The sequence below is a fragment of the Micromonospora sp. NPDC048887 genome (assembly GCF_040649715.1).
Lineage (GTDB): Bacteria > Actinomycetota > Actinomycetes > Mycobacteriales > Micromonosporaceae > Micromonospora.
This window is the reverse complement of sequence record NZ_JBEZGA010000020.1, coordinates 102539-115879: the sequence shown is the minus strand read 5'-3', so window position 1 is coordinate 115879 and position 13341 is coordinate 102539. Positions and strand designations below refer to the sequence as shown.

Sequence of the window (13341 nt, the reverse complement as noted above, 5' to 3'; positions counted from 1 at the left end):
CTCACCCCTCCTCACGTTCAGACGAAACGACCCTCACATCCAGTCGGTTACGCCCACCCTCAAAAAGTTAGGACCTCTAAGAAGGGGCCCTTCCTTACAGGCGGTCGTCGAGGGTGGCCAGGCCGCCCCGGGAGGCGTCGGCGGGCAGGCGCTTCTTCGCCGCCGGGTCGCCGTACAGCGTCCAGCGGAGGAACTCGACAGAGGTGTCGGCTACCACGCCGAGCGCCTTGCCGTCGCCGAGCAGTGCCCGGCCGTGGTCGCCCCGGGGCAGGCTGAGCATCGCCTTCGGCCACGGCACCGCGTCGTACACGGCCTTGCCGGCGGCGTACGACACCACCTCGTCGGCCTCGCCGTGCACGAACAGCTGCGGCGCGGCGGCGCCGGCGAAGGCGGTACCCACGCCGAGGGCGGTGCCGGCGAAGACGATGCCCGCGTCCAGCCGCTCGTCCCGGCTCGCGGTGAACAACCCGACAGTGGTCACGCCGCCGGCGCTGTGCCCGGTCGCGGCCACCCGCTCCGGGTCCAGCCGGCCGCGCAGCGGGTCGCCCGCCTTCTCGCCGAGCGCGAGCACCCGGGTCAGCACGTACGACACGTCGGCCGGCTGGTTGAGCACGTCCAGCGGGTTGCCGTCGGTGCCCCGGGAGGTGTGCGGGAAACGTGGCGCGGCGACCACGAAACCGGCCGCCACCCAGCGGGTCAGCAGCGCCTGGTAGTCCTCCGGCCGGGCACCCAGCCCGTGGCTGAACAGCACCACCGGGAACCGCCCCTCCGCCGCCGGGGCGGAACGCTCGACCGCGCCGCCGGCAGCGCCCGCCGCCGGGTACCAGAGCGTCACCGGCAGCGGCCGGTCGCCGTCGCGGTTCAGCTTCACCTGGCGTACGCCGACCGCGAAGCTCTCCGCGGGCGCCTTGCCGGCCGGCACCCGCGGGGCGGCTGTGCTCGTCGTCGGTGGGGCGTCGGGAGCGGGCCGCTCGGCGGGAGCGGTGGGCTGCTCCGAGCAGCCGGTGAGAGCGGCGGAGAGCAGGGCGGCGGTGACGAGGGCGGCGGGACGACGGCGCATGAACTCGATTGTGCCTCGCGATCGGCGGCCACCAGGCCCGGTCAGCGCGCCGGGTGACCACCCGCTGACCCCCGGAGACGAGCCAGGTCGGCGGCGTCCTTGGCCCGGCGGGGGCGCTCCGGCATCCAGACCGGGAACATCTCCTTGAACTCGATCTGGGCGCCGACGCTGATCACCGGTGCGGTGAACGCGCCGATCCGCCCGGGCGGGCCGCTCAGCATCCCGTCGGGCAGGAGGGTGCCGGCCCATGGTCCGGCGCCGACGACGACCCGGCCGTCCGCGTCCCGGTCCAGGTACGCGAAGCTCAGCTCGACGTCGCCGCGCAGCAGGTCGAGCTGCGTCTCGGTGGGCATCCGGGGGTCGGGCCGCCAGCCGAGCGCGCCGAGCCGGTCGGCCAGCGGTGCGGCGTCGCGCCGCCAGCAGTACCAGTCGACGTCGACGTGCGGCCGGGTCACCTCGCCGAGGTGGAAGTCCATCGCCCAGCCGCCGCGCAGCCACACCTCGATCCCGGCGGCATCGGCGACATCGACGACCTCCCGGATCGCCCCCAGTTGCCGTCCCTCCAGCCCGTCCACCCCGCGCACGCTACCCACCCCGCCCACACCTCGCCGCCCCTCGCCGCCCGCCCAGACCCCGTCGATCATGAAGTTGGCGGCGACAAACCGGACAGCGAACGCCGTCAACTTCATGATCGACGGGCCAAGGGGCGGGTGGGCGGGAGGGAGCGGGTCGTGAAGGTGGTGGTGCCGGGCGCTGTCGCGTCGGTGGGGAGGCGGTGCAGGGCCTCGCGGTCGGCGTAGAGCGTCCATCGCAGGAAGTCGGTGGTGGTGGCGAGCACCTGGGTGAACCCGGTTCGGCCCGGCGTCAGGTACTCGCCGTGGCCCTGACCGGTCAGGGTCAGGAAGGCGGCCGGGCCGAGGCAGCGGGCGTACGCGGCCCGGCCGATCGACTCCGGCACGATCCGGTCGGCGCTCCCGTGCACGAACAGCATCGGTGCGAGCGGCCGAGAGAGACCGGCAACCATCCGGCCACCGGCGATCACGATTCCGGCCCGCAACGGGGACGGCTGCCCGGAGGCGAACATGCCGAGCGTCGTGTGACCGCCGGCCGAGTGCCCGGCGGCGGCGAACCGGTCCACCGCCATGTGCGCCCCGAGCGGATCGCCGGGGCGGTCACCCAGCCGGACCAGGTGACGGACCAGCCGCCAGGCGTCGGCGGGCTGGTTGCGGACGTCGTCGCGGGTGTAGGCGCGGGCGCGCTGGTTCGTACGCGGATAGGTGGGCGCGACCACCACGAACCCGGCGGCGGCCCAGCGGCTGGTCAGCGCCGCGTGCAGGGCGGGCAGGCTGCGCAGGCCGTGGCTGTAGAGGACCACCGGGAACCGTCCGGCCGCGAACGGCGCGCCCGGCCGGACCTGCGGTCCGCGCTCCGGAACGGGGCTCGCCGGTGTGGCCCGGCCGGATCCGGAGGGGACCGCGACGACCGACTGGCGAGCCGGGAGGGCCACCGCGCGAGGCCCGCCCGGGCCGGTTCCCGTCGGGAGTACGGCTGAGCGCGACGGTGCGGCAGGCGGCGCGGCCGGGTACCAGACGGTGACCGGCAGCGGGCGCCTGCCGTCCGGGTCGAGCGTGAACTGCCGCATCCCGACCGCGTACGGGCGCTCCGGCGCGGGCCCGAGGGCGGCCGGCGCCGGGCCGGACGTGGTCACGGCCGGGCCGCAACCGGCCAGCAGCGCCGTCATCAGCGCGGCGACCAGCCGCTGCCCCCTCACACCTGCACGGTAGGCAGCCGAGCGGGCGGCACGCGCCAGCCGTCCGGACCGGTCGGCGCCGCCACCCGGGCGGCTCCCGCCTCCACCGGGTGGCCGGGTCTGCCCGGTCCCGCCACCCGGATCCGCAGGTGGCGGCCCGGCGGGACGGTCCGCCCGGTTCGGCTTCGCTAGGGTCAGCCGCATGGCTGAGAACTACACCGACCCGAGTGGCAACACCGCGCAGTTCCGCGCATTCGTCGATTCTCCCGAGCCGGCCGCGCCGGCGTCGGCGCCGTCCCGCCTGCCGCTGATCGCCGGCGTCGCAGTCGCCGCCGTGGTGGTCGTCGCCCTGGTCGCCTGGATCGCCCTGGGCTGATCCGGGCCGGGCCGCGCGGAGGACCGGGCGCCCGCGGTCAGACGCCGAGCACCTCGCGGGTCTCGCGGGCGATCTCCCGCTCCTCGTCGGTGCCGACCACCAGCACCGCCACCTCCGCGCCGTCGGGGGAGACGACCCGGTCGCCCTGACCGTCGTTGCGTGCCGGGTCGACGGTGACGCCCAGCCGCTCCAGCCCGGCCAGCGACGCGGCCCGGACGGGTGCGGCGTGCTCGCCGACCCCGGCGGTGAACGCGATCGCGTCGACCCGGCCGAGCAGCGCGTAGTACGCGCCCACGTAGCCGGTGATCCGGCGGCAGTAGACGTCGAAGGCCAGCGTCGCATCCGGGTCACCGGCGTCGCGGCGGGCCAGCACCTCGCGCATGTCGTTGACGCCGGTCAGCCCGAGCAGGCCGCTGCGGTGGTTGAGCAGGTCGTCGATGTCGTCGACGACCATGCCGCCCTCGCGGCGCAGGTGGAAGATGACAGTCGGGTCGAGGTCGCCGCTGCGGGTGCCCATCACCAGCCCCTCCAGCGGGGACATGCCCATCGAGGTGGCCACGCTGCGCCCGCCCTGTACGGCACACGCGCTCGCTCCGTTGCCCAGGTGCAGCGTGATGGTGTTGATCTCGTCGTACGGGCGGTCGAGCAGGTCGGCGACGCGACGCGAGACGTACGCGTGCGAGGTGCCGTGGAAGCCGTAGCGGCGTACGCCGTAACGCTCGGCGGTGTCCTTGTCGATCGCGTACGTGGCGGCGGCCTCGGGCAGCGTGTGGTGGAACGCGGTGTCGAAGACCGCGACCTGCGGGGTGTCCGGCAGCGCCTCCAGCGCGACCCGGATGCCGGCGAGGTTGGCCGGGTTGTGCAGCGGCGCCAGCGGCACCAGATCCTCGATCGCGTCGACGACGGCGTCGTCGACGCGTACCGGCGCGCTGAACTTCCGCCCGCCGTGCACCACCCGGTGACCGACGCCGGCCAGCCCGGTCAGGTCGAGCCGGCCGATGATCTCCCGGACCGCGCTCTCGTGGTCGGCCGGCCCGCCGCCCGGTTCGCCGATCCGCTCGACCGTGCCCTTGTCCAGGACGTCGTCGCCGTCGTACAGCCGGTACTTGACCGACGAGGACCCGCTGTTGAGGACCAGGATGCGGCTCATTCCGACGCCTCCGCGGCGGCCTGGATGGCGGTGATCGCCACCGTGTTGACGATGTCCGGAACGGTAGCGCCCCGGGACAGGTCGTTGACGGGCCGGCGCAGGCCCTGCATGACCGGCCCGACGGCCACCGCTCCGGCGGACCGCTGCACCGCCTTGTACGTGTTGTTGCCGGTGTTCAGGTCCGGGAAGATGAACACGGTGGCCCGCCCGGCGACCGGGCTGTCCGGCAGCTTGGTGGCCGCCACCTGCGGGTCGATCGCCGCGTCGTACTGGATCGGGCCCTCGACGAGCAGGTCGGGCCGGCGTTCCCGGACGAGCTTGGTGGCCGCCGCGACCTTCTCCACGTCGGCGCCGGAGCCGGAGCTGCCGGTGGAGTACGACAGCATCGCCACCCGCGGCTCGATGCCGAACCGGGCCGCCGTGTCGGCAGACGAGATGGCGATGTCGGCGAGCTGGTCGGCGTCCGGGTCGGGGTTGACCGCGCAGTCGCCGTACACCAGCACCCGGTCGGCGAGCAGCATGAAGAAGACGCTGGAGGCGACGGAGACGCCGGGCACGGTCCGGATGATCTCGAACGCGGGCCGGATGGTGGCGGCAGTGGTGTGGGTGGCGCCGGAGACCATGCCGTCGGCGTGGCCGGTCTCCACCATCATCGTGCCGAAGTAGTTGGGCTGCGCCACGATGTCGTGCGCCAGCTCCACTGTGACGCCCCGGTGGGCGCGCAACTCCGCGTACGCCTGCGCGAACTCGTCCCGCCACGGGCTGCTCGCCGGGTCGACGACCTGGGCGTCACCGAGGTCGACGCCCAGTTCCCGGGTCCGCCGGGCGATCTCGTCCGGGCGGCCGAGAAGGGTGATCTCGGCGACGCCCCGGCGCAGCAGCACCTCGGTCGCGCGCAGGATCCGCTCGTCGGCGCCCTCGGGCAGCACGAGCCGGCGGCGCCGGGCGCGGGCCCTGTCGATCAGGTCGTTCTCGAACATCAGCGGGGTGACCCGCGCGGAACGGCTGACCCGCAGCCGGCGGGCCAGGTCGTCGGTGTCCACGCAGCGTTCGAACGCGCCGAGCGCGGCCTCGACCTTGCGCGGGTTGGCGGTGCTGGGGCGGCCCTCGATCCGGCTGGACGCGGACACCGTGTCGTAGCTATCGCTCGGCACCGACAGCACTGGGAGCCCGGTGTTCATCCGCTCGACGAGGCGCATGGCGCGCGGGTCGGGCTGCTCGCCGAGCGTGAGCACCAGCCCGGCCAGCGACACCTGCCCGGCCACGTGCGCGGCCCCGGCGGCCACCAGCAGGTCGGCACGGTCGCCCGGGGTGATCACCAGCGCCCCGTCGGTGAGGTGGTCCAGCAGCGTCGGCACGTGCGCCGCGCCGACCACGTAGTCGAGCACGTCGCGGTCCAGCGCGGTCGCGTCGCCGGTGAGCACGGTGCCGCGCAGCGCCGCCGCCACCTCGGCCACCGTCGGGGCCGACACGGTCGGCACCTCCGGGATCGCGTACGCGGGCACCGGCAGCTCGGGCAGCGTCATCGGCTCCGGCACGCGGTTGGCCAGCGCCGCGATCACCGTCGCGCCGAGGTCGACCAGATCGTGGTACGCGCCACGCAGCGCCGCCGCGATCGTCTCGGGCGTCTGCCCGAACCCGTCCACCACGGGCACCACGACGCTGCCGAACTCGGTCGCCAGCCGGGCGTTGAAGGCCAGCTCGCGCGGGCCGGCGCCGTCGCCGTAGGCGAAGTCGCTGCCGACCACCACTATCGCCGGGCAGCGCCGCTCGACCTCCCGGTAGCGGGTGACGATCCGGGAGATCAGCTCCTCCCGGCGGCCGTCCGCGACGAGCGCGCTCGCCTCGGCGTACGTGGCGCCGTGCAGCTCGTCGACCGGCAGGTCCATCCGGTAGCGCTCGGTGAGCAGGGCGAGGATGGGGTCGGGCCCCTCACCTGAGACGAGCGGCCGGAACGCGCCTATCCGTTCCACCTGTCGGGACAACAGCTCGGCCAGGCCGAGCGCCACCGTCGATTTTCCCCCGCCCGAACCAACGCCGGTCAGGTACACGCTGCGCGCCACGGCCCCTAACCTACAAGATCGAGGTGAGTGCTGCCCGTTCTGCCTGGTCACACCGGCTAGCCAGGGAAGAAGGTGGAAATTTCTCGCATCTACACTGAGGCCGTGGAAGGCCCGACCGCGCTGATTCCCGTCGTACCGGAATCGCCCCCCGTCTTCGTCGACCCCAGCGGGCGGCGACGCCGGTGGCTGCGTCGTCTCGCCTACTGTGCCGGCGCGGCGGGTGCGGTCTACACGATCATGGTCGGGGTCAGTTTCGCCGGCGGGCCGATCACCCCGGCCACCGTGATCCCGTTCGTCGAGGAGACCACCGAGCAGCGGCTGCCGTCGTCGAAGCCGACCACGTCGCCGGCACCGACGGTGACGCGCCCCACGCCGGACACGCCTGCGGACATCCGTACCGCCCCGGCGCGGACCCCGGTCACCTCCGTCACGCCCGGCGGCACGGTCCCGCCGAGCCCCCGGTCCGCACGGCCGACCCGGAGCGCCCCGAGCGCGCCCACGGTCACCCGCCCGGCGCCGGGCACCACCGCGCCGCCCACCGCCCCCACCGCCGAGGTGCCGCCGCCAGTGGTCGATCCGCCGCCCGCCGTCGACCCGCCCGCCGAACCCGTCGCGCCGGCCGCGCCAGCCGATGACTGACCAGGCGCCCGCCCGACAGTCGACAGCTGACCAGCCCACCGTTCCGCTCGACCCCCGCCGCGTGCACGCCGTCCGCCGGCACCGGGCCGGAGCGCGGCCGGACGACGAGCCCACTGTCGTCCTGGACGCCCGGCGGATCGCCGGCCCGCGCCGCTCCCGCGGCCGGCGTCTGCTGCCCCGGCCGAGCTGGACCCTTGTCGTCATGGTCATGGTGGTCCTGGCCGGCCTGCTGTTCGTCGAGGCGTACACGAACGCCGCGTTCGTGCCCGACAACCGGGTGAAGCCCGGCAGCCAGCGGGAGGTCCCCAGCTCGGTGATCGGGGGCGGCCCGATCGTCAACGTCAGCCCCGAGGGGCGGACCCAGTCACACCGCCTGCCGGCGCGTACCGTCGCGCTCACCTTCGACGACGGGCCCGACCCGCGCTGGACGCCCGAGGTGCTGCGCGTCCTGGACAAGTACCAGGTGAAGGGCACCTTCTTCGTCCTCGGCTCGCAGGTCGTCCGCAACCCGGACGTGACCCGACGGCTGGTGGCCGAGGGCCACGAACTGGGCGTGCACACGTTCACCCACCCCGACCTCGCCACGCTGCCGGACTGGCGGCGGGAACTGGAGTACGCGCAGACCCAGCTCGCCATCGCCAGCACCACAGGTGTCCGCTCGTCGCTGCTGCGCTTCCCGTACTCGTCCCGCGCGGACGCCTACACCGACCGGGACTGGCCGATGCTGCGGCAGGCCGGCCGGCTGGGCTACCTCACGGTGGTGAACGACGTCGACAGCCGGGACTGGGAACTTCCCCCGGTCGAGGAGATGGTCGCCAACGCCACGCCGGCCGGCACCGCCGGCACCGTCGCGCTCTGGCACGACTCGGGCGGCGACCGGTCCGGCACCGTGGCCGCGCTGGACCGGTACATCCCGATGATGCTGGAACGCGGCTACCGCTTCACCACGGTCAGCGAGGGGCTCAACCAGACGTTCGCGGCAGCGGGCGTACCCGGGCCGGTCGGCGGGCAGGCGGCGGCCCCGCTCGGCGAGCAGTGGCGGGGACACGTCCTGGTCGGCGCGGTTCGCGTGGCCGACGGCATGTTCGGGGTGCTCGGCGCCTTCTTCCTGCTGGTCGGCGTGCTCACCGTCGGCCGGGCGCTGCTGCTGTTCGTCCTCGCCCCACGGCACGCGCGCCGCCGCCGTCGCCGCGACTGGTCGTGGGGTCCACCGGTCACCGAACCGGTCTCGGTGATCGTGCCCGCCTACAACGAGCGGGAGGGCATCGTCGCGGCGGTCCGCTCGCTGGCCATGGGTGACCACCCCGGCGGCATCGAGGTGGTGGTGGTCGACGACGGCTCGACCGACGGCACCGCCGACCTCGTGGCGGCGTTGCGCCTGCCGAACGTCCGGGTCGTGCGCAAGCCCAACGGCGGCAAGCCGAGCGCGTTGAACACGGGCGTCGCGCTGGCCCGGCACGACCTGATCGTCATGGTCGACGGCGACACGATCTTCGAGCCGGACTCGGTCCGCCGGCTGGTCCAGCCGTTCGCCGACCCCCGGGTCGGCGTGGTCGCCGGCAACGTCAAGGTCGGCAACCGCCGCGGCCTGATCGCCAAGTGGCAGCACATCGAGTACGTCATCGGCTTCAACCTCGACCGCCGCCTCTACGAGACGCTGCGCTGCATGCCCACCGTCCCCGGCGCGATCGGCGCGTTCCGGCGCCAGGCGCTGGAGCAGGTGGGCGGCATGACCGACGACACGCTGGCCGAGGACACCGACGTCACCATCGCCGCCGGCCGGGCCGGCTGGCACATCGTGTACGAGGAGAGCGCCCGCGCCTGGACCGAGGCGCCGACCACGATCGGCCAGCTGTGGAAGCAGCGCTACCGGTGGAGCTACGGCACCATGCAGGCGATGTGGAAGCACCGGCGCTCGGTGATCGAGAGCGGCCCGTCGGGCCGGTTCGGCCGCCGGTGCCTGTCGTTCCTGACCCTGTTCGGCGTGCTGCTGCCGCTGGCCGCCCCGGTGATCGACCTGCTCGCGATCTACGGGCTGATCTTCCTGGACCGCGGCGACACGATGGTGGCCTGGCTGGCCATGCTCGCGCTCCAGTTCCTCACCGCGGTGCTGGCCTTCCGGCTGGACCGGGAGAAGCTCGGCGTGCTCTGGGTGCTGCCCCTGCAGCAGTTCGTCTACCGCCAGGTGATGTACCTGGTGCTGCTCCAGGCGGTCGGCACCGCGCTCACCGGCGGCCGGCTGGGCTGGCAGAAGCTGCGGCGTACCGGAGGACTCCGGGTCGCCGGGCGGGGCGCGGCCGGCTGAGACCGGTCAGTCGTCGTCGGGGTCGTCGAGGCGGGCCAGCCAGGTGGCGAACCGCTCGACCGGGGTCTCGAACTCCGGGTTCAGGTCGACGAAGTCACGCAGCCGCTCGCCCAGCCACTCCAGGCTGACCTGCTCGTCGCCCCGGCGCTCGACCAGCTCCTCGATGCCACGGTCGGTGAAGTACACGGTGTTCCTCTCGTCGTACGGCAGCGGCCCGCCCCGGGTCGGGACGGGCCGCTGCCGGTGGGGTCACGGGCGGGGGAGAGCCGCCTCGATCAGTGCGTTCTGCTCGACCTCGTGCATCTTCGCCGAGCCGACCGCCGGAGCGGCGGCGGCCGGCCGGGAGATGCGGCGCAGCCGCACCTCGGGCAGGTGCTCCAGCAGGTTGAGCGCGACGAACGACCAGGCGCCCTGGTTGGCCGGCTCCTCCTGGACCCAGGCGAAGTCCTCGGCGTTCGGGTACTGCGCCAGCGCGGCCCGGACCTCCTCGACGGGCAGCGGGTAGAGCTGCTCCATCCGGATGATCGCGGTGTCGGTGACGCCCCGCTCCTGCCGGGCCTGGAACAGGTCGTAGTAGACCTTGCCCGAGCAGAGCAGCACCCGCTTCACCTGCTCCGGCGCCGGAGCCGCGGGGTCGGCCAGCACCGGGGAGAACGTGCCGGTGGTGAAGTCCTCCACCGGCGACACGCAGAGCTTGTGCCGCAGCAGCGACTTCGGCGTGAACACCACGAGCGGCTTGCGCTTGGGCGACATGGCCTGGCGCCGCAGCAGGTGGAAGTAGCTCGCCGGGGTGCTCGGGATGGCCACCCGCATGTTGTCCTCGGCGCAGAGCTGGAGGAACCGCTCCGGACGGCCGGAGGTGTGGTCCGGGCCCTGGCCCTCGTGGCCGTGCGGCAGCAGCAGCGTCACCGCGGAGCGCTGGCCCCACTTCACCTCGCCGGAGGAGATGAACTCGTCGATCACCGACTGGGCGCCGTTGACGAAGTCACCGAACTGGGCCTCCCAGGCCACCAGCGCGTTGATGTTCTCCACCGAGTAGCCGTACTCGAAGCCCATGGCCGCGTACTCGGAGAGCAGCGAGTCGTGGACGAAGAAGCGCGACCGCTCGCCGTCGGCGGTGAGCGACATCAGCGGCAGGTAGTCCTCGCCGGTCTTGGCGTCGACCACAGCGGCGTGCCGCTGGACGAACGTGCCGCGGCGCGAGTCCTGCCCGGCGAGCCGGACGGTCACCCCGTCGTTCAGCAGCGTGCCGAACGCGATGATCTCGGCGAAGCCCCAGTCGATGCCGCCCTCGACGGACATCTTGCGCCGCCGCTCCAGCAGCTGCTGGATCCGCTTGTGCGGGGTGAAGCCCTCCGGCAGGTTGACGTGCGCCTCGCCGATCGCCTTGATCACGTCGGCGTCGGTGGCGGTCTCGACCTGCGGCTCCGGCTCGTCCTGCCGCGCCGGGCGGCTGAGCTGGCGCGGCGTGGTGGCGGCGTCGCGGGTGGCCTTGAAGACCCGCTCCAGCTGCGACTGGTAGTCGTGCAGCAGCTCCTCCGCGTCCTCCACGGTGATGTCGCCGCGCCCGATCAGCTCCTCGGTGTAGAGCTTCCGGACCGACCGCTTCGAGTCGATGATCTGGTACATCTGCGGGTTGGTCATCGACGGGTCGTCGCCCTCGTTGTGCCCGCGCCGCCGGTAGCAGACCATGTCGATCACGACGTCCTTGTTGAACGCCTGCCGGTACTCGAACGCGAGCCGGGCCACCCGGACCACTGCCTCCGGGTCGTCGCCGTTGACGTGGAAGATCGGCGCCTGGATCATCCGGGCCACGTCGGTGCTGTAGAGGCTGGACCGGCTGTACTCCGGGGCGGTGGTGAAGCCGACCTGGTTGTTCACGACCACGTGCACGGTGCCGCCGGTGCGGTAGCCGCGCAGCTGGGAGAGGTTGAGCGTCTCGGCGACGACGCCCTGGCCGGCGAAGGCGGCGTCACCGTGCACCGCCAGCGGCAGCACGGTGTAGCCCTCCAGCTTGAGGTCGATGCGGTCCTGCTTGGCCCGGACGATGCCCTCCAGCACCGGGTCCACGGCCTCCAGGTGCGACGGGTTCGCCACCACCGACACCTTGACGGCGTACTCGCCGTCCGGCGTGCTGAACTTGCCGTTCTGGCCGAGGTGGTACTTCACGTCGCCCGAGCCCTGCGTGGACCGCGGGTCGAGGTGCCCCTCGAACTCGGAGAAGATCTTCTCGTACGGCTTGCCGACGATGTTCGCCAGCACGTTGAGCCGGCCGCGGTGGGCCATGCCGATGACGACCTCGTCCAGCCCGGCCTCGGCGGAGCACTCCAGCACCTCGCCGAGCAGCGGGATCAGCGACTCGCCGCCCTCCAGCGAGAAGCGCCGCTGGCCGACGTACTTGGTCTGGAGGAACGTCTCGAACGCCTCGGCGGCGTTGAGCCGGTTCAGCACGTGCTTCTGCTCGTCGGTGCTTGGCTTCTCGTACTTGCGCTCGACCCGCTCCTGGATCCAGCGCCGCTCCTCCGGGTCCTGGATGTGCATGTACTCGATGCCGACCCGGCGGCAGTACGAGTCGCGCAGCACGCCGAGGATCGAGCGCAGCTTCATCCGCTGCTGGCCGGCGAAGCCGTTCACCGGGAAGACCCGGTCGAGGTCCCAGAGCGTGAGCCCGTGCTGGAGCACGTCCAGGTCCGGGTGCTTGCGGATGGTGAACTCCAGCGGGTCGGTGTCGGCCATCAGGTGGCCGCGCACCCGGTACGCGTGGATCAGCTCGTGCACCCGAGCGGTCTTGTTGATCTGGCCTTCGCTGTCGACTGCGACGTCGCGCATCCAGCGCACCGGCTCGTACGGGATGCGCAGCGAGGTGAAGATGTCGTCGTAGAAGCCGCGCTCACCGAGCAGCAGCTCGTGCATGACCTTCAGGAACTCGCCGGACTGCGCGCCCTGGATGATCCGGTGGTCGTACGTGCTGGTCAGCGTGATGACCTTGCTGACCGCGTTCTCGGCCAGCGTGGCCTCGCTCATGCCCTGGTAGGGAGCCGGGTATTCCATCGCGCCGACGCCGATGATGGCGCTCTGCCCCTGCATCAGGCGCGGGATCGAGTGCACCGTGCCGATGCCGCCCGGGTTGGTCAGCGAGATCGTGGTGCCGGCGTAGTCGTCCATGGTCAGCTCGTTGCGGCGGGCACGCCGGACCACGTCCTCGTACGCCTGCCAGAACTGCCGGAAGTCCATCTGCTCGCAGCCCTTGATGGACGGCACCACCAGGTTGCGCGAGCCGTCCGGCTTGACCAGGTCGATCGCGATGCCCAGGTTGACGTGCTCCGGGCGGACCATCGCCGGCTTGCCGTCCACCTCGGCGAAGGAGTTGTTCATCTCCGGGTGCTCGACGACCGCGCGGACCAGCGCGTACCCGATCAGGTGGGTGAAGCTGACCTTGCCGCCGCGACCGCGGGCCAGGTGGTTGTTGATCACGATGCGGTTGTCGACGAGCAGCTTGGCCGGGACGGCGCGCACGCTGGTGGCGGTCGGGACCGACAGCGACGCGTCCATGTTCTGCACGATCTTGGCGGCGACGCCGCGCAGCGGCGTGGTGCCCGCGGCGCTCGCGGTGGGCGCCTTGGCGGCCGGCTTGGCCGGGACCGACTTCTTGGCCGGCTCGGGCGTCTTGGCGGGCGTCTTGGCGGCCGGCTTCGCGGCGGGCTTGGCCGGGGCGGGGGCGGCCTTCGGCTCGGACCTGGCCGGCTGCGCGGTGACGGTGGCCGCGGCCTCCTGCTGCTCGCCCGGCTCCGGCTTCGCGGCCGGCTTGGCCTGTCCCTCGGCGCGCGGGGTGGCGGCGCCCGGGGCCGGCCGGTAGTCGGCGAAGAAGTCGTGCCAGGCCGAATCGACGCTCGAGGGGTCGGCGAGATAGCGCTGGTACATCTCCTCGACGATCCACTCGTTCGGGCCGAAACCCGCCAATGGGTTCTCCTGCGAAGTCTGCTGGGTCGACACGGCCG

The 13341-nt window shown here is 73.0% G+C and carries 10 protein-coding genes; 3 read left to right on the top strand and 7 right to left on the bottom strand.

The window, feature by feature from the left end; all coding sequences use genetic code 11:
* Nucleotides 1-94 precede the first annotated feature (94 nt).
* Genes AB0C17_RS25505 through AB0C17_RS25495 form a run of 3 tightly spaced genes read right to left on the bottom strand, consistent with a single transcriptional unit; the run spans nt 95 to nt 2831 of the window.
* Nucleotides 95-1060, bottom strand: coding sequence for a chlorophyllase (locus AB0C17_RS25505; protein WP_357383742.1), 966 nt, complete (start codon nt 1058-1060; stop codon nt 95-97).
* Nucleotides 1061-1101: 41 nt separating this feature from the next.
* Nucleotides 1102-1743, bottom strand: coding sequence for an aminoglycoside adenylyltransferase (locus AB0C17_RS25500; RefSeq protein ID WP_357480769.1), 642 nt, complete (start codon nt 1741-1743; stop codon nt 1102-1104).
* A 2-nt stretch (nt 1744-1745) separates the two neighbouring features.
* On the bottom strand, nt 1746-2831 hold the full coding sequence (locus AB0C17_RS25495) for an alpha/beta hydrolase (protein ID WP_357480766.1): 1086 nt from the start codon (nt 2829-2831) through the stop codon (nt 1746-1748).
* Between the two features lie 181 nt (nt 2832-3012).
* On the opposite strand from AB0C17_RS25495, the gene AB0C17_RS25490 reads away from it, so the two are divergent.
* Nucleotides 3013-3186: a hypothetical protein gene (locus AB0C17_RS25490; RefSeq protein WP_216929420.1), complete on the top strand. Its 174-nt coding sequence runs from the start codon at nt 3013-3015 to the stop codon at nt 3184-3186.
* Between the two features lie 37 nt (nt 3187-3223).
* Here AB0C17_RS25490 and AB0C17_RS25485 read toward each other — a convergent pair whose 3' ends face one another.
* Nucleotides 3224-4336 (bottom strand): acetate kinase, encoded by a 1113-nt coding sequence (locus tag AB0C17_RS25485; RefSeq protein WP_357383748.1) that lies wholly within the window; start codon nt 4334-4336, stop codon nt 3224-3226.
* The gene (pta, locus tag AB0C17_RS25480) at nt 4333-6399 is read right to left on the bottom strand and encodes a phosphate acetyltransferase (RefSeq protein WP_357480763.1); all 2067 of its coding nucleotides are present in this window, start codon (nt 6397-6399) and stop codon (nt 4333-4335) included. The genes AB0C17_RS25485 and pta overlap by 4 nt, the downstream gene beginning before the upstream one ends.
* 102 nt (nt 6400-6501) lie before the next feature.
* Here pta and AB0C17_RS25475 point away from each other — a divergent pair, with 102 nt between their 5' ends.
* Together AB0C17_RS25475 and AB0C17_RS25470 are read left to right on the top strand one after the other, a co-directional pair.
* Entirely contained in the window at nt 6502-7038 is a 537-nt protein-coding gene (locus AB0C17_RS25475) for a hypothetical protein (RefSeq protein WP_357383752.1), read from the top strand.
* Entirely contained in the window at nt 7031-9343 is a 2313-nt protein-coding gene (locus tag AB0C17_RS25470; protein WP_357480761.1) for a bifunctional polysaccharide deacetylase/glycosyltransferase family 2 protein, read from the top strand. Before AB0C17_RS25475 ends, AB0C17_RS25470 begins: the two co-directional genes overlap by 8 nt.
* Nucleotides 9344-9349: 6 nt before the next feature.
* On the opposite strand, the gene AB0C17_RS25465 is transcribed toward AB0C17_RS25470, so the two are convergent.
* Together AB0C17_RS25465 and AB0C17_RS25460 are read right to left on the bottom strand one after the other, a co-directional pair.
* Nucleotides 9350-9529 (bottom strand): DUF6104 family protein, encoded by a 180-nt coding sequence (locus AB0C17_RS25465; RefSeq protein ID WP_357383756.1) that lies wholly within the window; start codon nt 9527-9529, stop codon nt 9350-9352.
* A 63-nt stretch (nt 9530-9592) separates the two neighbouring features.
* A complete protein-coding gene (locus AB0C17_RS25460; protein WP_357383758.1) occupies nt 9593-13336 on the bottom strand; it encodes a multifunctional oxoglutarate decarboxylase/oxoglutarate dehydrogenase thiamine pyrophosphate-binding subunit/dihydrolipoyllysine-residue succinyltransferase subunit in 3744 nt (1247 codons plus the stop codon).
* Nucleotides 13337-13341 lie beyond the last annotated feature (5 nt).

What these genes read in the sequence shown, in the direction of transcription:
- AB0C17_RS25470 (WP_357480761.1), top strand. Translation starts at nt 7,031, where the DNA reads ATGACTGACCAGGCGCCCGCCCGACAGTCGACAGCTGACCAGCCCACC.
- AB0C17_RS25485 (WP_357383748.1), bottom strand. Translation starts at nt 4,336, where the DNA reads ATGAGCCGCATCCTGGTCCTCAACAGCGGGTCCTCGTCGGTCAAGTAC.
- AB0C17_RS25505 (WP_357383742.1), bottom strand. Translation starts at nt 1,060, where the DNA reads ATGCGCCGTCGTCCCGCCGCCCTCGTCACCGCCGCCCTGCTCTCCGCC.
- AB0C17_RS25490 (WP_216929420.1), top strand. Translation starts at nt 3,013, where the DNA reads ATGGCTGAGAACTACACCGACCCGAGTGGCAACACCGCGCAGTTCCGC.